This window comes from Streptomyces sp. NPDC091279 (assembly GCF_044757465.1).
Lineage (GTDB): Bacteria > Actinomycetota > Actinomycetes > Streptomycetales > Streptomycetaceae > Streptomyces.
The window spans coordinates 424,239-449,681 of record NZ_JBIVVA010000007.1 but is presented as its reverse complement, the minus strand read 5'-3'; the positions used below and the strand labels follow the sequence as shown (position 1 = coordinate 449,681).

At 70.9% G+C, this 25,443-nt stretch carries 21 protein-coding genes; 15 read left to right on the top strand and 6 right to left on the bottom strand.

Annotated elements, in window-relative coordinates; all coding sequences use genetic code 11:
- Positions 1 to 33: 33 nt before the first annotated feature.
- Positions 34 to 1,365 carry an alpha-2,8-polysialyltransferase family protein gene (locus tag ACIQOU_RS20435; RefSeq protein ID WP_401538179.1) on the bottom strand — a complete coding sequence of 444 codons (1,332 nt, stop codon included), beginning with the start codon at positions 1,363 to 1,365 and terminating at the stop codon, positions 34 to 36.
- Complete coding sequence (locus ACIQOU_RS20430) at positions 1,365 to 2,351, bottom strand: glycosyltransferase family 2 protein (RefSeq protein ID WP_401538178.1); 987 nt, start codon at positions 2,349 to 2,351, stop codon at positions 1,365 to 1,367. Before ACIQOU_RS20430 ends, ACIQOU_RS20435 begins: the two co-directional genes overlap by 1 nt.
- Positions 2,352 to 2,549: 198 nt before the next feature.
- On the opposite strand from ACIQOU_RS20430, the gene ACIQOU_RS20425 reads away from it, so the two are divergent.
- From ACIQOU_RS20425 to ACIQOU_RS20370, 12 genes are all read left to right on the top strand, one after another.
- A complete protein-coding gene (locus tag ACIQOU_RS20425) occupies positions 2,550 to 3,890 on the top strand; it encodes a DUF6716 putative glycosyltransferase (protein WP_401538177.1) in 1,341 nt (446 codons plus the stop codon).
- A gap of 56 nt (positions 3,891 to 3,946) precedes the next feature.
- Positions 3,947 to 5,164 (top strand): cytidylyltransferase domain-containing protein, encoded by a 1,218-nt coding sequence (locus tag ACIQOU_RS20420; RefSeq protein WP_401538176.1) that lies wholly within the window; start codon positions 3,947 to 3,949, stop codon positions 5,162 to 5,164.
- A gap of 14 nt (positions 5,165 to 5,178) precedes the next feature.
- On the top strand, positions 5,179 to 6,117 hold the full coding sequence (locus ACIQOU_RS20415) for an N-acetylneuraminate synthase family protein (RefSeq protein WP_401538175.1): 939 nt from the start codon (positions 5,179 to 5,181) through the stop codon (positions 6,115 to 6,117).
- A 39-nt stretch (positions 6,118 to 6,156) separates the two neighbouring features.
- A complete protein-coding gene (locus tag ACIQOU_RS20410; RefSeq protein WP_401538174.1) occupies positions 6,157 to 7,224 on the top strand; it encodes a hypothetical protein in 1,068 nt (355 codons plus the stop codon).
- 292 nt (positions 7,225 to 7,516) lie between these two features.
- A complete protein-coding gene (locus tag ACIQOU_RS20405; protein ID WP_401538172.1) occupies positions 7,517 to 8,737 on the top strand; it encodes an amidohydrolase in 1,221 nt (406 codons plus the stop codon).
- A 286-nt stretch (positions 8,738 to 9,023) separates the two neighbouring features.
- Complete coding sequence (locus ACIQOU_RS20400; RefSeq protein ID WP_401538224.1) at positions 9,024 to 10,061, top strand: BMP family protein; 1,038 nt, start codon at positions 9,024 to 9,026, stop codon at positions 10,059 to 10,061.
- 205 nt (positions 10,062 to 10,266) lie between these two features.
- The gene (locus ACIQOU_RS20395) at positions 10,267 to 11,313 is read left to right on the top strand and encodes a BMP family protein (RefSeq protein WP_401538171.1); all 1,047 of its coding nucleotides are present in this window, start codon (positions 10,267 to 10,269) and stop codon (positions 11,311 to 11,313) included.
- Positions 11,314 to 11,594: 281 nt separating this feature from the next.
- Positions 11,595 to 13,283: an ABC transporter ATP-binding protein gene (locus ACIQOU_RS20390; RefSeq protein ID WP_401538223.1), complete on the top strand. Its 1,689-nt coding sequence runs from the start codon at positions 11,595 to 11,597 to the stop codon at positions 13,281 to 13,283.
- The gene (locus ACIQOU_RS20385; protein WP_401538170.1) at positions 13,280 to 14,407 is read left to right on the top strand and encodes an ABC transporter permease; all 1,128 of its coding nucleotides are present in this window, start codon (positions 13,280 to 13,282) and stop codon (positions 14,405 to 14,407) included. The genes ACIQOU_RS20390 and ACIQOU_RS20385 overlap by 4 nt, the downstream gene beginning before the upstream one ends.
- Positions 14,404 to 15,666: an ABC transporter permease gene (locus ACIQOU_RS20380; protein WP_401538169.1), complete on the top strand. Its 1,263-nt coding sequence runs from the start codon at positions 14,404 to 14,406 to the stop codon at positions 15,664 to 15,666. The genes ACIQOU_RS20385 and ACIQOU_RS20380 overlap by 4 nt, the downstream gene beginning before the upstream one ends.
- On the top strand, positions 15,663 to 16,064 hold the full coding sequence (locus ACIQOU_RS20375) for a cytidine deaminase (protein WP_401538168.1): 402 nt from the start codon (positions 15,663 to 15,665) through the stop codon (positions 16,062 to 16,064). The genes ACIQOU_RS20380 and ACIQOU_RS20375 overlap by 4 nt, the downstream gene beginning before the upstream one ends.
- A gap of 73 nt (positions 16,065 to 16,137) precedes the next feature.
- On the top strand, positions 16,138 to 17,415 hold the full coding sequence (locus tag ACIQOU_RS20370) for a thymidine phosphorylase (RefSeq protein WP_401538167.1): 1,278 nt from the start codon (positions 16,138 to 16,140) through the stop codon (positions 17,413 to 17,415).
- A gap of 235 nt (positions 17,416 to 17,650) precedes the next feature.
- Here the strand turns inward: ACIQOU_RS20370 and ACIQOU_RS20365 are convergent, their stop codons facing one another.
- On the bottom strand, positions 17,651 to 18,571 hold the full coding sequence (locus ACIQOU_RS20365; protein ID WP_401538166.1) for an AEC family transporter: 921 nt from the start codon (positions 18,569 to 18,571) through the stop codon (positions 17,651 to 17,653).
- Positions 18,572 to 18,746: 175 nt separating this feature from the next.
- Here ACIQOU_RS20365 and ACIQOU_RS20360 point away from each other — a divergent pair, with 175 nt between their 5' ends.
- Positions 18,747 to 19,091 carry an STAS domain-containing protein gene (locus ACIQOU_RS20360; protein WP_401538165.1) on the top strand — a complete coding sequence of 115 codons (345 nt, stop codon included), beginning with the start codon at positions 18,747 to 18,749 and terminating at the stop codon, positions 19,089 to 19,091.
- Here ACIQOU_RS20360 and ACIQOU_RS20355 read toward each other — a convergent pair.
- Together ACIQOU_RS20355 and ACIQOU_RS20350 are read right to left on the bottom strand one after the other, a co-directional pair.
- Entirely contained in the window at positions 18,975 to 19,973 is a 999-nt protein-coding gene (locus tag ACIQOU_RS20355) for a sigma-70 family RNA polymerase sigma factor (protein ID WP_401538164.1), read from the bottom strand. The genes ACIQOU_RS20360 and ACIQOU_RS20355 overlap by 117 nt on opposite strands.
- 485 nt (positions 19,974 to 20,458) lie before the next feature.
- The gene (locus tag ACIQOU_RS20350) at positions 20,459 to 21,760 is read right to left on the bottom strand and encodes an MFS transporter (RefSeq protein WP_401538163.1); all 1,302 of its coding nucleotides are present in this window, start codon (positions 21,758 to 21,760) and stop codon (positions 20,459 to 20,461) included.
- Positions 21,761 to 21,823: 63 nt separating this feature from the next.
- On the opposite strand from ACIQOU_RS20350, the gene ACIQOU_RS20345 reads away from it, so the two are divergent.
- Positions 21,824 to 22,777: a LysR substrate-binding domain-containing protein gene (locus tag ACIQOU_RS20345; protein WP_401538162.1), complete on the top strand. Its 954-nt coding sequence runs from the start codon at positions 21,824 to 21,826 to the stop codon at positions 22,775 to 22,777.
- Between the two features lie 614 nt (positions 22,778 to 23,391).
- Here ACIQOU_RS20345 and ACIQOU_RS20340 read toward each other — a convergent pair.
- Complete coding sequence (locus ACIQOU_RS20340) at positions 23,392 to 24,156, bottom strand: prolyl oligopeptidase family serine peptidase (RefSeq protein ID WP_401538161.1); 765 nt, start codon at positions 24,154 to 24,156, stop codon at positions 23,392 to 23,394.
- A gap of 121 nt (positions 24,157 to 24,277) precedes the next feature.
- Between ACIQOU_RS20340 and ACIQOU_RS20335 the strand changes: the two genes are divergently transcribed.
- Positions 24,278 to 25,435, top strand: coding sequence for an adenosine deaminase (locus ACIQOU_RS20335; protein ID WP_401538159.1), 1,158 nt, complete (start codon positions 24,278 to 24,280; stop codon positions 25,433 to 25,435).
- Positions 25,436 to 25,443 lie beyond the last annotated feature (8 nt).

The window sequence follows — 25,443 nt, the reverse complement described above, 5'->3', positions numbered from 1 at the left end:
ACGGCGCCGCAGCCGGACAGCAACCCCGTCCCGTTAGCGCTTGACGCTCCGTTTCAGGGCCCGCGCCCTGCGCACGACCCGCCGCGCCGTCGCGTTGTGCGGCAGGAACGCCAGCCGTTCGGGGATGCCCCCAGGCAACCCCAACGCGGTGAGCCGCCGTTTCTTGAAGTACCGCCGGGTTCGCCCCCCGAGGTGCCGCGAGAGGTACCGCTCCGCCGCCCCCCGCAACCCGGGATACAGCTGCGCCTGCATGGTGAACCCGACCGCCTCGACCAGCCCGGTCAACTCCTCCCCGGCGAGGGGCTCCTCACCCGCACGCCCCTCCAGATCCGGCAGCAACGCGTCCGCGAGGACCGTCGGCATCCGGTTGCTGTTCTGGTACGGCGTGAGCCGGTCGAGCAGCCGCTCGGTGCCGATGCGGGCGACGGGCAGCCCGTAGAACGCGGACGCCGTGAACAGCGCCGTCGAGAAGCAGCCGACGACCAGTCCGGGCGGCGACTTCTCGAAGAGGATCTCGGCGAGTATCGGCAGGTCGAGCACGGTGAGGTCGACGCCGAGCAGTTCCGCCTCCGCCTCCAGCGCACGGCTGTAGCGGGCCGGCGCGGTGGGGTGCGGCTTGAAGACGATCTCGCGGTGACCGCGTGCGACAGCGCCCCTGAGCATCCGGATGTGCAGGTCCTCCTCCTCGTCGGGAGTGAGGATGTCCAGCGCGGAGAGGTACTGGCCGAGCAGGAGCGCCGAGTTGTCGGGAAGGGACGGCAACTCCGTGACCGAGGACGTCAGTTCACTCAGCGACTTGAGGAACGCCTCCGTCGGGACCAGCTCCGCCGGCACCCCGAACTCCGTGAGCAGCAGCGGCGTCAGACCCGGCACCAGGTCCAGGTGGAGCAGCCTGCGCACCCGCGTGCCGACCAGCGGGTCGATCTTGTTGCGGGTCGGGCCGTAGCTCATCAGGCCGTCGGCGTAGACGTGGACCGGCGCTTCGGGGAACAGCTGGGCCACCGTGAGCGCCGGGGTGACCTGGATGGACTCCACGACCAGCTCCACCCGGTCGTCGCCGAGGTCCCACAGCATCCGCAGATACCGCTCCAGGATCGGGACGTCGTCCGCGCGGGGCGTCCACGCGCCGGGGTGGAAGGGGCTGATCGCCTCGTTCCAGGACAGCACGCCGTCGAAGCGGGCGCGCAGCGGCTCGAAGCCGGGCATCGCGTCGACAGGGGTGGTCGTCTCCGGCGTGGTGGAGTTGTTGAACACCAGCAGCAGCCGACGGTCCTCCTCCGTGAACAGGTCGGAGTCGATCGCGGCGGCCAGCGTGGCGGCGCCGTACAGGGTCGAGACGCAGAAGATCCGGGTGGTACGGGACATCAGGCGGCCGCCTTCGCGGTGGTGGTCCGGCGCCGCAGCCGCCGCAGCCGGGCGGAACGGTGCGGGTCCATGGTGTCGAGCACGTCGTCGAGCGCGTCCTGCGGCATGCGCTGAAGGGCGGCGGCGCTCATCGTCCGCAGCTGCTTGGCCACGGCGGGTTCCCACTTGGCCCGGTCGGAGAGGTGGTGGGCGATGATCGCGCAGTAGGTGCGCACGGCCTTGGGCAGCAGCCGTTCGGCGTCCGGGTCCTTCGCGGTCTCCTCGATGACCTGGTCGAAGGCGCGGATGAAGTCGAGCTGGCGGACGTCACCGATCTGGGTCAGCGACGAGGCCACCCCGCGCCGGTAGAACACGCCGAGCAGGCTCACCACGGCGAACGACTCCGCCTCCCGGTGCAGCTTCCAGATCCACGGCCGGTCCTCGGCGGTGCGCAGCCCGTCCGTGAAGTGCAGCAGCCCACGGTCGAGCAGCCGCCGGTGGTAGACACCTGCCCACGCGAACGCGTAGTCCACGGAGGTGGTGCGGTCGGCCGGCAGGATCGCCTCCCGCGGGTTCAGCACCTCCCGGCGCCGGCCGTGCGGCACCCGTTGCACGGTGCGGGCGCGCGCGGTGCACTGGACGTGGTCGGTGCGCACGAAGTCGCAGCCCAACTCCTCGATGGAGCCGACCAGTCGGCTGAAGTAGCCGGGCGCGAGCCAGTCGTCGCCGTCCAGGAACGTCAGATACTCGCCGGTCGCGGCGTCCAGTCCGGTGTTGCGCGCGGTGGCGAGTCCTCCGTTCTTCTCATGACGGATATGGCGCACCTGGGCCACCTCGGAGAGCTGCGCGGCCGCACGTTCGAGAATGGCCGGAGTCTCATCCTTCGAATGGTCGTCCACCAGCACGAATTCAAAATCCGCGCGCGCATTGAGACGGAGACTTCGCAGGGTGTCCGGGGCGTATTGCTGCACGTTGTAGAACGGCACGATCACGGAAAGCTTGGGCACCCGAGAAACCCTAGGAGCAGGCCCGGAGCCGTAACTTTCCGGTGCCGGTACAGGGGGTGAACTCCATGTGACGGAACGGTGCACCAGCTGTACTTCCGGTCGATCGGCGGCCCAGTTCGGTTTACGGCGGGGTGTTGTTAACTCTTTGTTGAGGTGCGGTTGGGCCGCTCCTCGGAATTGCTTCCTAGCGTCTAGGGCGTGCCACCAAGTACTCCGAAGCCCATACGCATCGCGGTCCTCGCGGACTCCGACACCCGTTGGAAATGGGGAGCGTTGACGGCGGCCCGGATCGCGCCGGGTCCGTCCAGGGAAACCGAAACCAGCGACGACGCGCAAGCCGGACCCCGGCTCAGCGGGTTCCTGCTGCGCGGCCGGTCCACGCCGACCCCGCGCCAGCTCGCCGAGGTGGGCGTCCGCGCCGACTCCCTGCGCGAGGTCACGGCCGCCGAGTTCCTGCGCGCCATGACCGAGGAGGAGTACGACATCGTCGTTCTCGCCCTCGTCGGCGGCGGTGTCCAGGCCATGCTGCACGGCCTGGCACACGGGTGGCAGGGGCGCGAGCGGCGTCCCGTCGTCGTCACCGGCTATGTCGGCGTCGTCTACGAGAAGCTCGCCGACGGTCTGCTGCTGCGGCACGGCGCTGACCTGGTGCTCGCCAACTCCCGCCAGGACGCGGAGCGTTTCCGCGCCGTGTACGAAGGGGTCGGCGCCGACGCCTCGGCCGTCACCGAGGTCGCGCTGCCGTTCCTCGGCGGGGCGCCCTACGAGGGCGAACACGACCCGTACACCGTGGTGTTCGCCGCCCAGCCGTCCGTCCCGGACAACCGGCGCGACCGTACGTACCTGCTGGAGCGCCTGATCCGGCACGCCCGCACGCACCCCGAGCGCGAGGTGCTGCTCAAGCTGCGGTCCCGGCCGGGTGAACACACCACGCACATCGAGGAGTTGCCGTACCAGAAGCTGGCCGGGCGGCTCGACGCGCCGGCCAACTTCCGCCTGGTGTACGGGAACATGGGCGAGGTCCTCGACCGCACCGACCTGCTGGTGACCGTCAGTTCGACGGCCGCGCTGGAGTCGTTGCACCGCAGTGTCCCCACCGTCGTCCTCACCGACCTCGGCATCCGCGAGACGCTCGGCAACCACCACTTCGTGGGCTCCGGCTGCCTCGCCTCCTGGGACCAGCTGGACGAAGGGCACCGCCCCGAGCCCGACCCGGAATGGGTGGCCCGCCAAGGTGTCGTGGCCGACGGAACGTACGCCACCGCCTTCGACGCCGCCCGGGAGCGGATCGCCGGGCTGCTCGGCGCCCCGGCCGCGCCGCTCGCCCCGTACTACACACCGCAGACCGCGCCCGGCTATCTGCCCGGCATCCTCGCCCGTCACCACCTCGGCCCCGACGGGAGCCCGCTGCCCGGGGCACCCGCCGCCGACCGGGCACCGGGACCCGTCCGGCAGGTCGTACGCCGGGCCGCCCGCGGCGCCTACCGCCACGGCGTCCAGCGCGTCGCCCCCGTCATCCGGCGGATGGGCGAGCTGTGAGCGCCGTCGAGCAGCCGCGGCCCGGTGGATTCCCGAAGCCTCAAGGAGAGCAGGTCATGTCCGACACCGCAGCCAGGGTGCCCCGCGTCCTCGCCGTGATCCCCGCGCGCGGCGGCTCCAAGGGGGTGCCCGCCAAGAACCTCGCCCCCATCGGCGGCGTCCCGCTGGTCGCCCGCGCCGTCCGCGAATGCCGCTCCACCCGGCTCGTCACCGACGTCGTCGTCTCCACCGACGACCAGGCCATCGCCGCCGCCGCCCGCCAGGCAGGCGCCGAAGTGGTGCTGCGGCCCGCCGCCATCGCCGGTGACACCGCCACCTCCGAGGCCGCCGTCCTGCACGCCATGGACACCCACGAGGCCCTGCACGGCGCCCCCGTCGACGTGGTCATGCTCGTGCAGTGCACCAGCCCCTTCCTGGTCCGCGAGGACGTCGACGCCGTGGCCGGCGCGGTCGCCGAACAGGGCGCGGACACCGCCGTCGCGGTGGCACCGTTCCACGGCTTCGTCTGGCGGCACGCCGACGAGGCCGCCGAGGGCGGGCACGGCGTCAACCACGACAAGACCTTCCGCCCGCGCCGCCAGGACCGCCCCCAGGACTTCCTGGAGACCGGCGCGGCCTACGCCATGGACGCCACCGGCTTCCGTGAGCACCGCCACCGCTTCTTCGGCCGCACCGAGCTGGTCCGCACGGACCCCGCGCGCGTGCTGGAGATCGACGACCCGCACGACCTGGCCCGCGCCCGCGCGCTGGCCCCCGTCTTCGACGCGGACCGCCCCGGTTCGCTGCCGACGACGGACGACGTCGACGCGGTCGTTCTCGACTTCGACGGCACCCAGACGGACGACCGGGTGCTGATCGACGCCGATGGAAAGGAGTTCGTCTCCGTGCACCGCGGCGACGGACTCGGCATCGCCGCGCTGCGCACGAGCGGCCTGAAGATGCTGATCCTCTCCACGGAGCAGAACCCGGTCGTCGCCGCCCGGGCCCGGAAGCTCAAGATCCCGGTCCTGCACGGCATCGACCGGAAGGACCTCGCGCTGAAGCAGTGGTGCGAGGAGCAGGGCATCGCGCCCGAGCGCGTGCTCTACGTCGGCAACGACGTCAACGACCTCCCCTGCTTCGCCCTCGCGGGCTGGCCGGTGGCGGTCGCGAGCGCCCACGACGTCGTACGCGGCGCCGCACGCGCGGTCACCACCCTCCCCGGCGGTGACGGCGCGATCCGAGAGATCGCCAGCTGGCTCCTCGGTCCCTCTCTCGACTCCCTCGACAAGTAAGGACAGTTCCTGCCATGAGCACCAACTCCCGTATCCGTTCCTTCGGTTCGCGCGAGGCCGGCCCCGGCCGCCCCGTCTACGTCGTCGGCGAGATCGGCATCAACCACAACGGCGACCTGGAGAACGCGTTCAAGCTCATCGACGCCGCCGCCGAGGCCGGCTGTGACGCCGTCAAGTTCCAGAAGCGCACCCCCGAGATCTGCACGCCGCGCGACCAGTGGGACATCGAGCGGGACACCCCCTGGGGCCGCATGACCTACATCGACTACCGCCACCGCGTGGAGTTCGGCGAGGACGAGTACCGCCAGATCGACACGTACTCGAAGAAGAGGGGCATCGCCTGGTTCGCGTCCCCGTGGGACACCGAGGCCGTCGCCTTCCTGGAGAAGTTCGACGTCCCCGCCCACAAGGTCGCCTCCGCGTCCCTCACCGACGACGAGCTGCTGCGCGCCCTGCGTGCCACCGGCCGCACGGTGATCCTCTCCACCGGCATGTCGACGCCGAAGCAGATCCGGCACGCGGTCGAGGTCCTCGGCAGCGAGAACATCCTCATGTGCCACGCCACCTCGACGTACCCGGCGCAGGCCGAGGAGCTGAACCTCCGCGTCATCAACACCCTCCAGGCCGAGTACCCCAACGTCCCGATCGGCTACTCCGGCCACGAGACGGGCCTTCAGACCACGCTGGCCGCCGTCGCGCTCGGCGCCACCTTCGTCGAGCGGCACATCACCCTCGACCGCGCCATGTGGGGCTCCGACCAGGCCGCCTCCGTCGAGCCGCAGGGCCTGACCCGTCTGGTCCGCGACATCCGCACCATCGAGGCCTCCCTCGGTGACGGCGTCAAGAAGGTCTACGACTCGGAGCTGGGCCCGATGAAGAAGCTGCGCCGCGTCTCCGGCGTCGTCGCCGAGGCGGAGATCGCCGCCGCCGCGGGCGAGCCGGTCGCGGTCTGACCCACCCGGTCCGACACTCCCAGGGGACGTTTACACCCGATGAGCCTCCGCGCCAAAGCCGCAGGGCACCCCACTCTCGCGTTCGTCGAGAGCCCGGTACAACTTCTCAACGTGCTGGAGTGGGCGCACGGCCACGCGGCCGGCGCGGGGCTCACCCTGGTCGTGCTGTCCCCGACCGACCCGATGACCCGCGGGCAGCTGCGCCGGATGGCGGAGCTGGCCCGCGACGAGGGCCACCAGGTCCGCTGGGAAGAGGCCAGGGGCGGGCCAGCGGCACCGTTCCAGACCATCGGCGGGCTGACCGGGATGCTCCGGCGGGCCTCCCGCATCGTCCTGGGCGACCCGTTCTCCCGTTACGTGCAGCTGCTGCTGACCATCACCAGCGCCCGTGACCTCGTCGTCGTCGACGACGGCACCGCGACCATGGAGTTCGTCGCCCAACTCGCCCGCGGGGAACGGCTGGTGCGCTGGCACCGCAAGGGCGGCCGGCCCGGACCCCGCGACCTGGTCTTCGCGCCGGTCTCCTCGGTCGCCAGGCGCCGCCTCACCCCGAGCGGCAAGCGCCGGGTGACGGTGTTCTCCTCGATGCCGGTGACCGACAAGCCCGAGGGGGTCACGGTCATCGAGAACTCCTTCGCGTGGACCCGCGCCCGGTTCGGGCCGCCCCGGCTCACCAGGGGCGCGGACCTGGTCGGGACCTCGCTGGTGGAGACCGGTGTGGTCGACGACGGCCACTACCTGGAGGCGGTGCGCAGCCTCGCCGGGGCGCACGGGGTCACCCGGTACTTCGCGCATCGGCGCGAGAGCACCGAGAAACTGCACCGGCTGGCCGTCGAGACCGGGTTGGAGATCGTGCGGCCGGATCTGCCGCTGGAGCTGATCGCCCGGCGGGGGCCGATCGGGCGCACGATCCTCAGTTTTCCGTCGACGGTCGTGCACACGTTGCCGTTGGCGCTGGCCGGGACCGAGGTCAAGGTTGCGGTCTGTGACATCGACCCGGCCTGGCTCACTCAGCATGCCTCGCCCCGGGCGCAGGGGTTTCTCTCCGGCGTCACCGGCACGGCGCGGGATGTGACCCGCCTCCAGTCGGTCGCCCCAGCGATGTGACCTCCGGTGGTGGGGCGGGGACGACGGGTTGTGTTTCGGCTGCGGCGCCGTGGGGGCTGGTCGCGCCCGCTGCGGCGGAGCCGCACATCGATACAGCCCCGCGCCCCTGAAAAGCCAAAAGCAGGGCGTTGCCCTGGCCCCTGTTCTCCGTGGAGGGGGCCGTTACTTTACCCAGGTGTGGGGGAGCGTATGCGTCCACGGCGTGGGAAATTTCTCTCGGGGGGCTGAAGTTTCGGTGATCATGGGTGGTTGAGGGGGAAGGCGTCCTACCCTTCAGAGGGTGAAGCAACTGATGTCACCAGAGTCCGATGCCGAACTTCTCCGCGAAGCCGTGCTCCCCGGCACGCTGCCCGAGGCGCTGCGTGCCGAACTCGTCGCGTTCCGGCGGGACCTGCACATGCACCCGGAGCTAGGCAACCAGGAGTTCCGCACCACCGCCGCGCTCAAGCGGCGCCTGGAGCAGGCCGGTCTTGAACCACAGGTCCTGTCCCTGGGCACCGGGCTCATCTGTGACATCGGCGACCCCGACGACGACCGTCCGATGCTCGCCCTGCGCGCCGACATCGACGCCCTGCCCATCCCGGACATGAAGAGCGGCTGCGCCTACCGCTCCACGGTGCCGGACCGGGCGCACGCCTGCGGCCACGACGTCCACACCACCGTCGTGCTCGGCGCCGGGCTCGTGCTGGCCGAGCTGCACCGGCAGGGGCGGCTGCCGCGCCGGGTGCGGCTGCTGTTCCAGCCCGCCGAGGAGGTGCTGCCCGGCGGCGCCGACGAGGTCGTCGCGTGCGGGGTGCTCGACGGCGTCGGCCGGATCGTCGCCGTGCACTGCGACCCCCGCGTGGACGCCGGCCGGATCGGGCTGCGGCACGGCGCGATCACGTCGGCCTGCGACCGCCTGGAGGTCTCCCTCGACGGCCCCGGCGGCCACACCGCCCGCCCGCACCTCACCACCGACCTCGTCACCGCCGCCGCCCGCGTCGCCGTCGACGTGCCCGCGCTGGTCGCCCGCCGGGTCGACAGCCGCAGCGGCGTCGCCGTCACCTGGGGCCGCATCGAGTCGGGCCACGCGTCGAACGTCATCCCGCAGCACGCCGAGCTGTCCGGCACCGTCCGCTGCCTCGACCTGCCCGCCTGGCGCAAGGCACCCGACCTGGTGGTCGCCGCTATCGACGAGGTCGCCAACCTGCACCGGGCCAAGTCGGAGATCACCTACGTCCGTGGCGTCCCGCCGGTCGTCAACGACCCCGACGTCGCCGACCTGCTGCGGGACGCGATGACGCTGCGGCGCGGGCCCGACTCCGTCGAGAGCACCGAGCAGAGCCTCGGGGGCGAGGACTTCTCCTGGTACCTGGAGCATGTGCCCGGCGCGATGGCCCGGCTCGGCGTCCGCACCCCGGGCGAGCGGACCGTGCGCGATCTGCACCAGGGAGACTTCGACGCCGACGAGGCCGCCATCACCGTCGGCGTGGAGCTGTTCACGGCCGCCGCGCTGCTGGACGCCGGTACCTGACCGGACAGCCCGACAGCCCGACAGCGAGGGGGTGCCCGTTTGGCGCCCCTTCGTCCCCTTGTGTCACCCTGATGTAACCGGCGGCGCACAGACGTAACCAGGCGTCGGCACGGTTCGATAACAGCCGCCGTCACCCCTGTTTCGGCCCGCTCTACGCGCGTACTGTGCGCCGCAATCGCCGTCTTGGGCGGGACACCGGGGGAGCGGACCGGCCATGGTTCCGTTGGGACGAAGGGTGCTTGTTGTGGGCTACACATCTCGGACGTCGCGGAGGCGCACGTTCTCCCTGGCCGCGGTCACCGCCGTGGTCGTCACGCTCGCCGCCACCGGCTGCGGCAAGTCCTCCACCGACTCGACGGGCAGCTCCTCCGGGTCCGGAAAGTACTCGGGCAAGGGCATCGGGCTCGCCTACGACGTCGGCGGCAAGGGCGACCAGTCCTTCAACGACGCCGCCTACGCGGGCTTCGAGAAGGCCGAGAAGGCGTTCAAGCTCAGCGGCCGGGACGTCGAACCCAGCGACAACGAGACCGACGCGGACAAGGAACAGCGCCTGGAGCAGCTCGCCCAGGCCGGGTACAACCCCATCATCGGCGTCGGCTACGCGTACGCGCCCGCCGTCAAGGAGGTCGCCGCCAAGTTCCCGAAGGTGTCCTTCGGCATCATCGACGACGAGACCATCAAGGCGAAGAACGTCGCCGACCTGGTCTTCCACGAGGAGCAGTCCTCCTACCTCGCCGGGGTCGCGGCCGCCAAGGCCACCAAGAAGAACCACATCGGCTTCATCGGCGGCGTCGACAACCCGCTGATCCACAAGTTCGAGGCCGGGTTCGACCAGGGCGCCAAGTCCATCAACCCGAAGATCAAGATCGAGTCGCAGTATCTGACCGAGACCGCGGCCGACGGCGGCTTCTCCAGCCCCGACAAGGGCGAGAACGCGGCCGAGGGCCAGATCGACTCGGGCGCCGACGTGGTCTACGCGGCCGCCGGTCTGTCCGGGCAGGGCGTCATCAAGGCGGCCGCCGCGCACAAGGTCTGGGCGATCGGCGTCGACTCCGACCAGTACAAGCAGAACGCGCTGGCCAAGTACAAGGACTACATCCTCGGCTCCGCCCTGAAGAACGTCGGCGGCGCCGTCTACGACCTCACGAAGTCCGTCGTCGACGGCAAGCCGCTGAGCGGCGAGGTGCGCGCCGACCTGAAGTCGGGCGGGGTGGGCTTCGCCGACTCCAACCCGAAGTACAAGGCGATGCCGGCGGTCGTCGCGGCCGTCGAGAAGGCCGAGAAGGACATCATCGACGGGAAGGTCACCGTCAACACCAAGTGACCCCCGACGCCCCTTTCGGGCGCCGTCGACCCCCTGCGCCCCTCGCCTTGTGCGAGGGGCGCATTGCCGTCCGTCATCGGTGAAGGATCTGTGGCCACAGGTCGGTAACGGACCGGACAGAAGGGGTTTTCCGTCTGGTCTACGCGCGTTACGCTGCGCCGGAACCAGCGCCGGTCCAGGCGCTTGTACAAAGGAGTCTCCTTCCATGCGCCGGGTGTCCCGTATCGCGGTTGCAGGCGCTGCAACTGCCGCTCTCGCTGTGGCTGTTTCCGCCTGCGGCAGCAGCTCGACCAGCTCCACCTCCTCCTCCGGCGGCGACAAGGGCCTGGCCCTCGCGTACGACGTCGGCGGCAAGGGCGACCAGTCCTTCAACGACGCCGCGACGGCCGGTCTCGACCAGGCCGACAAGGAGTTCGGCTACAAGTCGACGGCCGTCGAGCCGCAGGACGGCGAGTCGAGCGCCGACAAGGTGCAGCGCCTGGAGCAGCTCGCCAAGTCCGGCTACAACCCGGTGATCGGCGTCGGCTTCGCCTACGCGCCGGCCGTCAAGGAGGTCGCCGCCAAGTTCCCGAAGGTGACCTTCGGCATCGTGGACGACGAGACCATCAAGGCCGACAACGTCGCGGACCTGGTCTTCCACGAGGAGCAGGCCTCCTACCTGGCCGGTGTCGCCGCCGCCAAGACCACCAAGTCGAACACCGTCGGCTTCGTCGGCGGCGTCGACAACCCGCTGATCCACAAGTTCGAGGCGGGCTACAAGCAGGGCGTCGCCGACACCAAGAAGGGGATCACGGTCAAGTCGCAGTACCTGACCGAGACCGCCGAGGAGGGCGGCTTCTCCAGCCCCGACAAGGGCGAGAACGCGGCCGAGGGCCAGATCGACTCGGGCGCCGACGTCGTCTACGCGGCCGCCGGTCTCTCCGGACAGGGCGTCATCAAGGCGGCCGCCGCGCACAAGATCTGGGCGATCGGCGTCGACTCCGACCAGTACAAGCAGGACGCGCTGGCCACGTACAAGAAGTACATCCTCACCTCGGCGATGAAGAACGTGCAGGGCGCGGTCTTCACCCTCGCCAAGTCCGTGCACGCCGGCAAGCCCGAGACCAGCGAGGTCCGCGGCAGCCTGGCCAACGGCGGCGTGAGCCTCTCGGAGTCCAACCCGACCTTCAAGAACAACGCCGACATGCAGGCCGCGATCAGCAAGGCCGAGGCGGGCATCAAGGACGGCAGCATCAAGGTCAAGACCTCCTGACCCGCTCTTGACGCCGGGCCGGTGGGTCCATGGCCATGGGGGCGCTGTAATGACAGCGTTACGGCCGCGGAACGGGGCGCGGGGACGATGTCTCCTCGTGCCCCGTTCGCGCGGCAGAATGCTCGGAACGGATCGACAGCCGATCGCGAGACGATCACGATCGACCGGGGTCCGAGCACTAGGCAAAGCAGGGGCGCTACGCGCGTAGAGAGGCCCCTTTCCCGAGGAGAGTGTGCGCCATCGACGCGACCAGTAGCCCTCCGCTCGGCGATCGCACCGCGATCGCTGTCGAGCTGGCCGGAATCACCAAACGGTTCCCCGGTGTCGTCGCCAACCACGACATCCACCTGAGCGTCCGCAAGGGCACCGTGCACGCCCTGGTGGGGGAGAACGGCGCCGGCAAGTCGACCCTGATGAAGATCCTCTACGGCATGCAGAAGCCGGACGAGGGCACCATCGCGGTCGGCGGCGAGCAGGTCACGTTCGCCAGCCCCGCCGACGCCATCGCGCGCGGCATCGGCATGGTCCACCAGCACTTCATGCTGGCCGACAACCTGACCGTCCTGGAGAACGTCGTCCTGGGCAGCGAGAAGCTGTACGGCATCGGCGCCGGCGCCCGCAAGAAGATCCGCGAGATCTCCGACCGCTACGGCCTCGGGGTGCGCCCCGACGCCCTCGTCGAGGAACTCGGCGTCGCCGACCGGCAGCGCGTGGAGATCCTCAAGGTCCTCTTCCGCGGCGCCACCACCCTCATCCTCGACGAGCCGACCGCCGTGCTGGTCCCGCAGGAGGTCGACGCCCTCTTCGACAACCTGCGCGAACTGAAGGCCGAGGGCCTCTCGGTCATCTTCATCTCGCACAAGCTCGGCGAGGTCCTCTCGGTCGCCGACGAGATCACCGTCATCCGGCGCGGCACCACCGTCGGCACGGCCGTCCCCGCCGAGACCACCCCGCGTCAGCTCGCCGAGATGATGGTCGGCAGCGAACTGCCCACCCCCGAGACGGCCGAGTCCACGGTCACCGACCGCCCGGTCGTCGAGGTCCGCGACCTCACCGTCTACGCCAGCGGCGGCGCCTCCCTCGGCGTCGAGTCCGAACCGTCCGGCGGGATCGGCCTGGCCCACGAGGGCGGCGAGGTCAAGAAGGTCCTCGACGGCGTCACCTTCACCATCCACGCCGGTGAGGTCATGGGCATCGCCGGCGTCGAGGGCAACGGCCAGACCGAGCTGATCGACGCGCTGATCGGCACCAAGCACGCCGACTCCGGCGCCATCGCCTTCCTCGGCGAGGACATCACCGGCTGGTCCACCCGCAGGCGCCGGGTGGGCGGCGTCGGCTACATCCCCGAGGACCGGCACCGCCAGGGGCTGCTCCTGGAAGCGCCGCTGTGGGAGAACCGCATCCTCGGCCATGTCACCGAGGCCCCCAACGCCAGCGGCTTCTGGCTCACCCCGAAGGCCGCCCAGGCCGACACCCGCCGGATCGTCGAGGAGTACGACGTCCGCACCCCCGGCATCGACGTCACCGCCGCCTCCCTGTCCGGCGGCAACCAGCAGAAGCTGATCGTCGGCCGGGAGATGAGCCACGCGCCGAAGTTCCTGATCGCCGCCCACCCCACCCGGGGCGTGGACGTCGGCGCGCAGGCGCAGATCTGGGACCGCATCCGGGAGGCCCGCCGCGAGGGCCTGGCGGTGCTGCTGATCTCCGCCGACCTGGACGAGCTGATCGGCCTGTCGGACACCCTGCGGGTGATCTACAACGGCAGCCTCGTCGCGGACGCCGACCCGGCCACCGTCACCCCGGAGGAGCTGGGCTCCGCCATGACGGGCGCCGCCTCCGGCCACCTGGAACACACCGACTCCGATGAAACCGCGGCACCCGCAGCACCCACTGCCCCCGCAGACCCCGTGAGCACCGAGAGCACCGACGACCCCGCGCACGCCGCCGGTCCGGAGGACGAGGCCCGATGAAGAAGTTCGACAAGGAGCGCGTGCTCCTCGCGGTGGCCGGGCCGGTCATCGCGCTCGTCGCGGCGATCCTGCTGACCTCGATCGTGCTGATCGCGTCCGGCAAGAACCCGTTCCAGCCGTATGTGCTGATGCTGGAGCAGGTCGGGTTCTCCGATGTGCAGGTGCTGATCCTCAACCAGGCGTCGATGTACTACATCGCCGCCCTCTCGGTCGCCGTCGGCTTCCGGATGAACCTCTTCAACATCGGCGTCGACGGCCAGTACCGGCTCGCCGCGATGATGACCGCCGTCGTCGGAGCCCACCTCGCGCTGCCGTCATTCCTCCAGATCCCGCTGCTGCTGCTCGTCGGCGCCCTCACCGGCGCCTTCTGGGCCGGTATCGCGGGCGTCCTGAAGGTCACCCGGGGGGTCAGCGAGGTCGTCGCCACGATCATGCTGAACGCCATCGCCACCAGCGTCATCGGCTACCTCACCCTCTCCGACGTCTTCGGCGTGCAGGTCGGCAACAACATGACCACCGGCACCATGAAGGCCTCCGGCTGGGTGCCCGGCATCGACCTCGGCGCGGACGTCGGCGAGATCTACGGCCTGGTCTTCCTCGCCGTGCTGCTCGGCGTCGCCTACTGGGTGATCCTCAACCGCACCCGGTTCGGCTTCGACCTGCGCGCCACCGGCGCCTCCGAGACCGCCGCCGCGGCCTCCGGCGTCGACGCCAAGAAGATGGTCCTCACCGCGATGCTCATCTCCGGCGCGGTCGCGGGCCTGTCCGGGCTGCCGCTGCTGCTCGGCGACGCCCACACCTACAGCCTCAGCTTCCCCACCGGACTCGGCTTCACCGGCATCACCATCGCCCTGCTCGGCCGCAACAACCCGGTCGGCATCGCCTTCGCCGCCCTCCTGATCGCCTTCCTCGACAAGGCCTCCCCGGCCCTCGACTACGCCACCCCGGTCGCGTACGAGAAGGAGATCGCGACGATCATGCAGGGCCTGATCGTCTTCGCCGTCGTCATCTCCTACGAGGCCGTCCGCCAGTGGGGGCTGCGCAGGCAACAGCGCCAGGTCGGCGCCGAACTGGCCGCGGCCGCCGCCCAGAACACCGAGAAGAAGGAGGTGGCGGCCCGATGAGCACCGCGACCCTCAGCAAGCCCGAGGCGAAGAAGCCCGGCACGCGCAGCCGCCGCCTGTCCCTGCCGGTCCTCCTGCTGATCATCGCGGGCGTCCTGGTCCTCACCTCGGTGGTCCGCCTGATCACCGGCGCCGACGGCATCACCTCCACCGGCCAGATGTCCACCGCGCTCAGCCTCGCCGTCCCGATCGGCCTGGCCGGGCTCGGCGGCCTGTGGTCGGAGCGGGCCGGCGTCGTCAACATCGGCCTCGAAGGCATGATGATCCTCGGCACCTGGTTCGGCGCCTGGGCCGGCTACCAGTGGGGCCCGTGGACCGGCGTCGTCTTCGGCATCGTCGGCGGCGCCCTCGGCGCGGTCCTGCACGCGATCGCGACCGTCACCTTCAACGTCAACCACATCGTCTCCGGCGTCGCCATCAACATCCTCGCCCTCGGCTCCACCCGCTACCTCTCGAAGTTCACCTTCGAGAACGCGCCCGGCGGCTCCTCCAAGCAGTCCCCGCCCATCGACTCCCTGGGCAGCTTCGACGTCCCCGGCCTCTCCAGCGCCCTGGAGACCCTCAACGACAAGCACTGGTTCCTCGTCTCCGACCTGGCCGGACTCGTCGGCGGTCTGATCACCGACCTGTCGCCGCTGACCGTCGTCGCCGTCGCCCTCGTTCCGCTCTCCTGGTACGTGCTGTGGCGCACCGCGTTCGGGCTGCGGCTGCGCTCCTGCGGCGAGAACCCGGTCGCCGCCGAGTCGCTCGGCGTCAACGTCTACAAGTACAAGTACATCGCCGTGATCGTCTCCGGCGGCTTCGCGGGCCTGGGCGGCGCCTACCTCTCGATCGTCGCCTCCAACGTCTACCTCGACGGCCAGACCGCCGGGCGCGGCTACATCGGCCTCGCCGCGATGATCTTCGGCAACTGGATGCCGGGCGGACTCGCCCTCGGCGCGGGCCTGTTCGGCTACACCGACAGCCTCAACCTGCGCGGCGGCACCACCAACGTGCACGCCCTCATCCTGCTCCTGGCGATCCTCCTCGTCCTCGGCGCGGCCTACCTCGCCTGGAGGAAGCGGTACACGCCCGCCGTCATCACGCTGGTCACCTCGGCCCTGATGTTCGTCTGGTACGCCACCACCGACGACGTCCCCAAGCAGGTCGTCACCGCCACCCCGTACCTCGTCACCCTGCTGGTGCTGTCGCTGTCCGCGCAGAGCCTGCGGATGCCGAAGGCGGACGGCATGCCCTACCGCAGAGGACAGGGCAAGTGACCGGCGCCGTGGACTGGCCCGCGCTGCGCGCCCTCGCCCGCGAGGCCATGACCCACGCCTACGCCCCCTACTCCGGGTACCCGGTCGGGGTGGCCGCGCGTGTCGACGACGGCCGGATCATCTCCGGCTGCAACGTCGAGAACGCGTCCTACGGCCTGGGCCTGTGCGCCGAGTGCGGTCTCGTCTCGGAGCTACAGCGCACCGGGGGCGGCCGGCTGACCCACTTCACCTGTGTCGACGGCCAGGGCGAGATCCTCGTCCCGTGCGGCCGCTGCCGACAGCTCCTGTACGAGTTCGGCGGCGCCGACCTGCTCCTCGAAACCCCGGCGGGCATCCTGCCGTTGGCGGACATGCTCCCGCAGGCCTTCGGCCCCGGGCACCTCACGGCCGCCCAGTAACTCCCGCGCGGCCCCTCTGCCCGACACGGAGGGGCCGCGTCTTTCTTTGACCGTCGGAAGGAAAGCCAAGGCCATGGACGTCATCTCCGTCATCCGCACCAAGCGGGACCGCGGTGAACTCAGCGACGAGCAGATCGACTGGGTCATCGACGCGTACACCCGCGGGGAGGTCGCCGACGAGCAGATGTCCGCGCTCGCGATGGCCATCCTCCTCAACGGCATGAACCGGAGCGAGATCGCCCGCTGGACCGCCGCGATGATCGCGTCCGGCGAGCGCATGGACTTCTCCGCGCTGTCCCGCCCCACCGCCGACAAGCACTCCACGGGCGGCGTCGGCGACAAGATCACGCTCCCGCTGGCCCCGCTCGTGGCGGCCTGCGGCGCGGCCGTCCCGCAGCTCTCGGGCCGGGGCCTCGGCCACACCGGCGGCACCCTCGACAAGCTGGAGTCCATCCCCGGCTGGCGGGCCCTGCTCTCCAACGAGGAGATGCTCGCCGTTCTCGACACCACCGGCGCGGTGATCTGCGCGGCGGGCGACGGCCTGGCCCCGGCCGACAAGAAGCTGTACGCGCTGCGCGATGTCACCGGCACGGTCGAGGCGATCCCGCTGATCGCCTCCTCGATCATGTCGAAGAAGATCGCCGAGGGCACCGGTTCCCTGGTCCTGGACGTGAAGGTGGGCACGGGCGCCTTCATGAAGACGATCGAGGACGCGCGTGAACTGGCGTCCACGATGGTGGGGTTGGGCACCGACCACGGGGTCAAGACGGTCGCGCTCCTGACCGACATGTCGACCCCGCTGGGCCGCACGGCCGGCAACGCCCTCGAAGTCCGGGAATCCGTCGAGGTGCTGGCGGGCGGCGGCCCCTCCGACGTCGTCGAGCTGACGATCGCGCTGGCCCGCGAGATGCTCGACGCGGCCGGTGTGAAGGACGCCGACCCGGCGAAGGCGCTGGCCGACGGTTCCGCGATGGACGTCTGGCGCCGGATGATCGCGGCGCAGGGCGGCGACCCGGACGCCCCGCTGCCCACGGCGAAGGAACAGCACGTCGTCACCGCCCCGGCCGCGGGCGTCCTGACCCGCCTCGACGCCTACGACGTCGGCATCGCCGCCTGGCGCCTGGGCGCGGGCCGCGCCCGCAAGGAGGACCCGGTGCAGGCGGGCGCGGGCGTCGAACTGCACGCCAAGCCCGGCGACCACGTCACCGCGGGCCAGCCCCTCCTGACCCTCCACACCGACACCCCGGCCCGCTTCCCCTACGCCCTGGAGGCGACGGCGGGCTCCTACGACATCAGCCCCGAGGGAACGCCGTTCACGGCGACCCCGGTGGTGCGGGAACGTATCGCCTGACCTGCGCTTCCTTCGTCTGGGTGAACGGGATCGGCGGACCATCGCCGGTCCCGTTCGACGTGCTGGGAGCGACGCTCACGCGAGAGAAAACCGTCATGAGCGCACGCGCCGTCAGCCAGGACCCCGGTCGGAGCTGGGACGACATCACCAAGGTGGCTGCCTACGCTGCGGCGGGCACCCCCTCTGCCTCCTCATCGACCGCTGGGCCCCCGAAGCCCCGTCGGCTGACCGCCCCTCAGCCCAGCACCGTCGCGATGGCCACCAGGACCGGGACCGACAGGACTGTGGAGACGAGGATCGAGTCGCGGGCCAGGGTCTCGGCGACGCGGTAGCGGCTGGCGTAGGTGTAGAGGTTCTGGGCCGCCGGGAGGGCCGAGGTGACGACCACGTCGAGGAGTTGGTGGCCGTGCAGGTCGAACACGCCCGCCGCGAGCGCCCACGCGGCCAGCGGCTGGCCCACCACCTTCAGGGCGACCGACAGGAACACCGGATGCCGTTCGGCGCCCTTGCCCGGCATCGTGCTGCCGCACAGGGAGATCCCGAACGCCAACAGCACCGCGGGCACCGACATGTTGCCGATCAGCGTCAACGGCTCAAGCACCGGCCCCGGCACCCGCAGCCCCGATGCCGAGACCGCCACACCCGCCAGGGACGCGAGGGCGATCGGGTTGGTCAGCGGGGCCAGCAGACGACGCCACAACGGGTCCTGCCCGTCGCCGCCCGCCAGATCGAGGACCATGAGGGCGACCGGGGTGACGACGACCAGCTGGAAGAGCACCACCGGCGCCACCAGTGACGCGTCCCCCAGCACATACACCGCGATCGGGATGCCCAGGTTCCCGGAGTTGACGTAACTGGAGCACAGGGCGCCGATCGTGGTGCGGCCCACGCCCCACCCCCGGGCCACGCCGACCGCCGCGAAGACCCCGGCCGCCACCGCCGTGCTCACCGCCGTCACCAGCAGGCGGCTGGAGAAGACGACCGAGAGATCCGTGCGGGCCAGGGTCGTGAACATCAGCGCGGGGGAGGCCACATGGAACGCCAGCTTCGTCAGCACCTCCCGGCCGTGCTCGCCCAGGTGACCCTGGAGCCCGATGACATACCCGACGCCGATGACGACCGCGATGACCGCGAACCCGGTCAGAACGCCCTGCACGACACCTCCCACGGGTGAGCGAGGGCGTCGGGTATCCAGGGGGGCGCTGATCCTTGGGGCATACACCAACCCAACCCGGGAGAAGGGGGACAGGTCAATGTGATCCCGACCAGTGGACCGGCCGCCGGGCGCGATGAGTTACGCCCGCTCGTCGGGTCTACCGGTCGTGGACGCCATGACACCCGTCGTAGTCGCGCCGCCGGGACCCGTCACCCGGGACGAGGTGAGGGGGCTCTGCGACGACGTCAGGGCCGGGCTCGCGGCCGGTCGGAACGGCGTCGTCGTGGTCGACGTCGCCGGGATCGGGCCGCCCGGCCTCGCCGCCGTCGAGCTGCTGGCCCGGCTCCAGCTGGCCGCCCGCCGGGCCGACGGGCGGATTCGGCTGCGGGACCCCGCCCCCGCCCTACGCGCCGTCCTCGACCTGGTCGGCCTCCCCGTCGAGGTGGAGGGGCATCCCGAAGAGCGGGAACCAGCGCTGCGTGTCCAGGAAGAAGTGGAACCCGGTGAGCCGGCCGTCTGAGATCTCCAGCACCTGGATCGCCCAGGGCGCGAAACCGCCCTGCTCCGGGTCCGGCTTGTACTGGGCGAACCCCGGCAGCCCGTTCACCCGCACCGGCAGCAGACGCGAGCCCGCGCAGGCCGCGCCGATCGTCGTCATGAACCCCGCGATGTCCGCATGCCCGGTCAGCCACAGGTCGAACGGCGGCATCGTCATGATGGCGTCCTCGTGCAGCAACGCCGTCAGCGCCGTCATGTCGTACCCCTCGAACGCCGCCACATAGCGCTCCAGAAGCTTCTGCTGCTCCTCGTCCAACGGATCGGAGACGGCCGCGCCAGCCCCCTTGTCCTCCCGCTCGGCGAGCGTCGCCCGGGCCCGCTGCAACGCGCTGTTGACCGACGCCACCGAGGTGCCCAGCAACTCGGCGACCTCGCTCGCGCGCCAGGCCAGCACCTCCCGCAGGATCAGCACCGCCCGCTGCTTGGGCGGCAGTTGCTGGAGCGCGGCCATGAACGCCAGCCGCACCGACTCCTTGGCGACCGCCGCCTCCGCCGGGTCCTCGACGGCCGGCAGCACCCGCGCGTCCGGCATCGGCTCCAGCCAGGTGGTGTCCGGGCGGGGCGACAGGGCGGCCCGGGCCAGCGGTGTCGCGTCGGAGAGGTCCATCGGACGGGCCCGTTTGTTGCCCGCGCTCAGCATGTCCAGGCACACGTTGGTGGCGATCCGGTAGAGCCACGAACGGAGGCTGGACCGCCCCTCGAACGTCCCGTAGCTGCGCCACGCCCGCACCATGGTGTCCTGCACCGCGTCCTCCGCCTCGAAGGACGACCCGAGCATGCGGTAGCAGTACCCGGTCAGCTCGGTCCGGTACTTGTCCAACGTGATGTCGAGGTCCGTCGTCATCGCCGTCCACCCACCCCTGGCGTTCCCATAGCGCACCATCGCGCCCCACTCCGGAACCTACCCCAGCCCACTGACAACGTCCCCCACAGCAGAAAACCCCCAGGCGGGGGCCGGTCGGGTTCAACAGTTCGACGGGTGGAAGCCCTCCTATTTCGGCCGCCGACAACGGCAACACCCTGCTTTCAAGGGGCGCGGACCTGTTGCCAACGACGACGACAACGCCCTGCTTCTAAAGGGGCGCGGGGCTGTGTCTTATATGCGGCTCCGCCGCGTGGGCGCGACCAGCCGGGCCGGGGACGATGTCGCCGACGACGACGGTAACGCCCTGCTTTTAGGGGGCGCGAACCTGTTGCCAACGATGACGGCAACGCCCTGCTTCTAAAGGGGCGCGTGCCTGTGTCTTATATGCGGCTCCGCCGCGCGGGCGCGACCAGCCCCCACGGCGCCGCAGCCGACCGACAACCTGCCCCGCACAGACCCCGGCGTCAGCCGGTAGGCACCGGTTGCGCCCGGGACGCCGCCCTGCTACCCGCCAGGGTGATCGCACCGACGCCCAGCACGGCCAGCAGGCCCACGCAGACCGTGCCGCCCCAGCCCCCCGAGTGGAACGCGACCGCCCCGACCGTACTGCCGGTGCTCGACCCGATGTAGTACGACGACTGGTACAACGCCGACGCCTGCGCCCGCCCCCGCGTCGCCGTCCGGCTGACCGCCGACGACGCCACCGCGTGCCCCGCGAAGAACCCCGCGGTGATCAGCACGAGCCCGAGCAGCACCGGCACCAACGAGTCCACCAGCGACAGCAGCAGCCCCGCCGCGGTCGTCCCCCCGGCCAGGTAGAACGTGCCGCGCCGACCCAGCCGTTCCACCAGCCGACCGGCCGTCGACGCCGACACCGTACCGACCAGGTACACCAGGAACACCGACCCCACGACACCCTGAGCGAGCCCGAACGGCTGTGCGCTCAGCCGGTATCCGATCACCGTGTAGACGCCGCCGAACACCGTCATGAACAGGGCGCCGATCGCGTACAGGCGCCGCAGCAACGGGTTGGACAGATGGTCGCGGACCGTCCCGAGCAGCACCCGGGGCCGCAGCGACCCCGCCGTGAAGTGCGTCGGCGCCGGAAGCAGCAGCCGGAACGCGACCGCGCACCCGACCGCGAGGGCGCCGATCACACCGACCGCGACCCGCCAGCCCCACTCCTGCGCGACCCAGCCGGTGATGATCCGGCCGCTCATCCCGCCGACGCTGTTGCCCGCCACGAACAGGCCGATCGCCGTCACCAGCGCCTTCGGCCTGACCTCCTCGGCGAGATACGCCGTCGCCGACGCGGGCAGCCCGGCCAGCGCCGCGCCCTGCACCGCGCGCAGCGCCACCAACGTGCCGATCGACGGCGCGAACGGCACCAGCAGGCCGACGGAGACCGCGACCACGAGGGACGCCGTCATCACCGTTCGACGCCCGAACCGTTCCGACAGGGCGCTCATCGGCAGCACGAACAGCGCGAGACCGCCGGTCGCCGCCGCCACCGTCCAGCTCGCGTCGCTCGCCGCGACCCCGAACTCCCCGGAGATCAACGGCAGCAGCGCCTGCGTCGAGTAGAGGAGCGCGAACGTCGCGACGCCCGCCAGGAAGAGCGCGAAGCTCATCCGCCGGTAGCCGGGGGAGCCTGGGGCCAGCCGGGTGTCTGGGGAGGAAAGGGAGGAGGAGGCGGCGGAGGCGGAGGGAGCGGGTGGGGCTGCGGCGCCCTGGGTGGTGGACGCCCCGGTACTGGCGGGAGACATGCCTTCGACGATAGGGACGACCGACTCATCCGTCCAATGCCCGAACTGGCCATAATCGTTCCCATGGAGCATCAGCAGAGGTCACAGGGGAACCTGTCACCGTCCAGTGACACAGAAGCCATCGTGCTGTCGCTCGTCCCGCGGCTTGCGCACTTCGCCGGGGTGGCGCGGACCGAGCACGTCACGCGGGCCGCGCACGAGATGCGGGTGCCGCAGTCGACGTTGTCCCGGGCGCTGGTGCGGCTGGAGCAGGATCTCGGCGTCGACCTGTTCGCCCGGCACGGCCGCACGGTCTCGCTCACCCCGGCCGGGCGCGCCTTCCTGGGCTCGGTGGAGCGGGCGCTCGCGGAGATCGGCCGTGCGGTGGAGGAGGTGCGGGCGGATGCCGACCCGGCCACCGGGAAGGTCGCCTTCGGGTTCCTGCACACGATGGGGGCGGAGACGGTGCCGGGGCTGCTCCAGGCGTTCCGCGCGGATCATCCCCGGGTCCGTTTCTCGCTGGTCCAGACGTACGGCGAGGCCATGCTGGAGCGGCTGCGCGCCGGTGAACTCGACCTGTGCCTCACCTCTCCGGTGCCGGACGCCCCCGATCTCGTGGCTCGCCGCCTCGACGAGCAGAAGCTGTACCTGGTCGTGCCGGCCGATCATCGGCTCGCCGCGCGGCGTCGGGTGCGGCTCGCGGAGGCCGCCGAGGAAACGTTCGTCACCCTCGAAGCCGGGTACGGGTTGCGGCGTATCACCGACGCCGCCTGCCTCGAAGCGGGCTTCAAGCCTCGGGTGGCCTTTGAGGGGGAGGAGGCGGAGACGTTGCGTGGGCTGGTGGCTGCGGGGCTGGGGGTCGCGCTTCTCCCGCCGCCGGTCTTTCCTCGCCCCGGGGTCGTCGAGCTGGCCGTCACCTCGCCTCGGGCGGTCCGGGAGATCGCCCTCACCTGGCTGGACGGCCACCCGGACACCCCACCGGTGACAGCCTTCAAAAACTTCCTCCTCTCAAGAAAGGGCAACTTGCTAACCCAATAACCCACCTCGGGCTGCCGTTTCGGCCTGCGCCCGGCGCTGGCTGGCCGCACAGTCCCCCGCGCCCGTAAAGACAGGGCGGTGCCGCCCAGGGCTCGCGATCCGACCACCGCCCGGCGGTGGCTGGCCGCGCAGTTCCCCGCGCCCCTTAAAGACGGGGCGGTGCCGCCTCGGGTCCCGTTTCGGCCTGCGCCCGGTGGTGGCTGGCCGCGCAGTTCCCCGCGCCCCTTGAAGACGGGGCGGTGCCGCCCTGGGCTTGAGTTTCGAGTGCCGCCCGGTGGGGGCTGGCCGCGCAGTTCCCCGCGCCCCTTTCGGGGCGCTGCTGAACCGGCGCCGCATTGACTCGCCCCCTGAAGGGCCCGTTTCGGCGACGCCGCGTGGGCGCGACCAACTGGGCCGAGCCTTTTCGCCGACGGTCCGGCCACGCCGAGTAAGGGGCGCGGGGAACTGCGCGGCCAGCCCCCACCGGCCGGCAGCCGAATCGAGAGCCCGAGGCGGCACCGCCTTGCTTTTAGGGGGCGCGGGGAACTGCGCGATCAGCCCCCACCGGCCGTCAGTCGAATCGAGAGCCCCAGGCGGCACCGCCTGTTTGCCCTCGCCGGTCGGCAGTCGGGTGGCTAGTGTCGGTGTAGGGACTTTCCGAAGCCCGCGGCCAGCGGCATGCGCAAGCCCAGAGGCGGCGGAGCCGCGAGCGCATCCTCCACAGGGCGCGAGAAGGCCCGCCCGAACAACGCACCCATCACGAAATCCTCCGCGAGGGCATGCACTTCGGCCCGGTACTGATGCAACCCATGCCCGTCGGCATGGACTTCGAACCGGCACACCTCCCGATTCGCCTTCTTCGCCCGCGAGGCAAGCCGGAACGACAGCTCCGGATCGGTCCGCCGGTCATTCGTGCCGTGCACGACCATCACCCGCCGCCCCACCAGCTGCTTCACCGGTTCGAGTGGCGCAGCGAGATCCTCCTCGGGCAGACAAGGGGCGATCGCCAGCACGGAGTTGACGGCCTCGTGCCCACCGGAGCGCAACGCCGCCCGCCCGCCCATGTCGACGCCGACGAGACAGACCGGCACATCCCCGTAGCGCCGGACGACCTCGTCGGCACCCCACTCCGCGTCCTGCGCGAGCCGCGCCGCCTCTCCGTTCCAGCCGCGCCCGCGATAGTGCACGACGTGCACCGCGAGCCCCTCGCCCCGCCCCGCCCGGGCCAACCTGCGCCCGAGCCCCCGCACGGACGCCGTCGCGAGCAGCGGCGACGGTCTGCGGGCCGAGTCCTCGTCGCCGCGCGGCAGCAGCAGCACCGCCCCGCTCACCGCCGTCGGTCGCGGGCCGAACGCCCTCCCCAGCCGGGCCCGCCGCACCGGCGTCACTTGGTGTGCCATGACAGAACAGTGTCAGAAGCGACGGTGTCCCCGCCCCGTCCGTGCGGTCACCGTTCCGTATCGACGGGGGCACACACCCGGACGTCTACGCGCGTAGGAGATGAGGAGTTACAGTGCGGACATGACGAGTCAGAGCATCGCGAACACCCCGACGCCGGACCAGATCCGCCGGGCGCCGAAGGTTCTGCTGCACGACCACCTCGACGGCGGCCTGCGTCCGGGCACCGTCGTCGACATCGCCCGGGAGACCGGATACGCACGTCTCCCGGAGACCGACCCCGGCGCACTGGGCCTCTGGTTCCGGGAGGCCGCCGACTCCGGCTCGCTGGAACGGTATCTGGAGACCTTCTCCCACACCGTCGCCGTCATGCAGACCCGGGACGCGCTGGTGCGGGTCGCCCGCGAGTGCGCCGAGGACCTCGCCGCCGACGGCGTCGTCTACGCCGAGGTGCGGTACGCGCCCGAACAGCACCTCGCGGGCGGACTCACCCTCGAAGAGGTCGTCGAGGCCGTCAACGAGGGCTTCCGGGACGGGGAACGCCTCGCCCGCGCCGACGGCCACCGCATCCGCGTCGGCGCCCTGCTCACCGCGATGCGGCACGCGGCCCGCTCCCTGGAGATCGCCGAACTCGCCAACCGTTACCGCGACTTCGGCGTCGTCGGCTTCGACATCGCGGGCGCCGAGGCCGGGTTCCCGCCCACCCGGCACCTCGACGCCTTCGAGTATCTGAAGCGGGAGAACAACCACTTCACCATCCACGCCGGCGAGGCCTTCGGGCTGCCCTCCATCTGGCAGGCCCTCCAGTGGTGCGGCGCCGACCGGCTCGGCCACGGAGTGCGCATCATCGACGACATCGAGGTCGCCGACGACGGCACCGTCACCCTCGGACGGCTCGCCTCCTATGTGCGCGACAAGCGCATCCCCCTGGAACTGTGCCCGTCCTCCAACCTCCAGACCGGGGCCGCCGCCTCCTACGCCGAGCACCCGATCGGACTGCTGCGGCGGCTGCATTTCCGTGCCACCGTCAACACGGACAACCGGCTGATGTCGGGGACCAGCATGAGTCAGGAGTTCGAGCATCTCGTCGGAGTATTCGGTTACACGCTCGACGACATCCAGTGGTTCTCTGTCAATGCGATGAAATCAGCGTTCATTCCTTTCGACGAACGACTCGCGATGATCAACGACGTCGTGAAGCCCGGATATGCGGAACTGAAATCCGAATGGCTGTTCCAGCAGACCGCGTCCACCAGCGGTTCTGTCGAATCTATCGAGTGAACACAGGA

Coding starts and splice junctions, on each gene's coding strand:
- ACIQOU_RS20435 (WP_401538179.1), bottom strand. CDS start 1,365: ATGTCCCGTACCACCCGGATCTTCTGCGTCTCGACCCTGTACGGCGCC.
- ACIQOU_RS20420 (WP_401538176.1), top strand. CDS start 3,947: ATGTCCGACACCGCAGCCAGGGTGCCCCGCGTCCTCGCCGTGATCCCC.
- ACIQOU_RS20415 (WP_401538175.1), top strand. CDS start 5,179: ATGAGCACCAACTCCCGTATCCGTTCCTTCGGTTCGCGCGAGGCCGGC.
- ACIQOU_RS20410 (WP_401538174.1), top strand. CDS start 6,157: ATGAGCCTCCGCGCCAAAGCCGCAGGGCACCCCACTCTCGCGTTCGTC.
- ACIQOU_RS20405 (WP_401538172.1), top strand. CDS start 7,517: ATGTCACCAGAGTCCGATGCCGAACTTCTCCGCGAAGCCGTGCTCCCC.
- ACIQOU_RS20395 (WP_401538171.1), top strand. CDS start 10,267: ATGCGCCGGGTGTCCCGTATCGCGGTTGCAGGCGCTGCAACTGCCGCT.
- ACIQOU_RS20385 (WP_401538170.1), top strand. CDS start 13,280: ATGAAGAAGTTCGACAAGGAGCGCGTGCTCCTCGCGGTGGCCGGGCCG.
- ACIQOU_RS20380 (WP_401538169.1), top strand. CDS start 14,404: ATGAGCACCGCGACCCTCAGCAAGCCCGAGGCGAAGAAGCCCGGCACG.
- ACIQOU_RS20370 (WP_401538167.1), top strand. CDS start 16,138: ATGGACGTCATCTCCGTCATCCGCACCAAGCGGGACCGCGGTGAACTC.
- ACIQOU_RS20360 (WP_401538165.1), top strand. CDS start 18,747: ATGACACCCGTCGTAGTCGCGCCGCCGGGACCCGTCACCCGGGACGAG.
- ACIQOU_RS20355 (WP_401538164.1), bottom strand. CDS start 19,973: ATGACGACGGACCTCGACATCACGTTGGACAAGTACCGGACCGAGCTG.
- ACIQOU_RS20350 (WP_401538163.1), bottom strand. CDS start 21,760: ATGTCTCCCGCCAGTACCGGGGCGTCCACCACCCAGGGCGCCGCAGCC.
- ACIQOU_RS20345 (WP_401538162.1), top strand. CDS start 21,824: ATGGAGCATCAGCAGAGGTCACAGGGGAACCTGTCACCGTCCAGTGAC.
- ACIQOU_RS20340 (WP_401538161.1), bottom strand. CDS start 24,156: ATGGCACACCAAGTGACGCCGGTGCGGCGGGCCCGGCTGGGGAGGGCG.
- ACIQOU_RS20335 (WP_401538159.1), top strand. CDS start 24,278: ATGACGAGTCAGAGCATCGCGAACACCCCGACGCCGGACCAGATCCGC.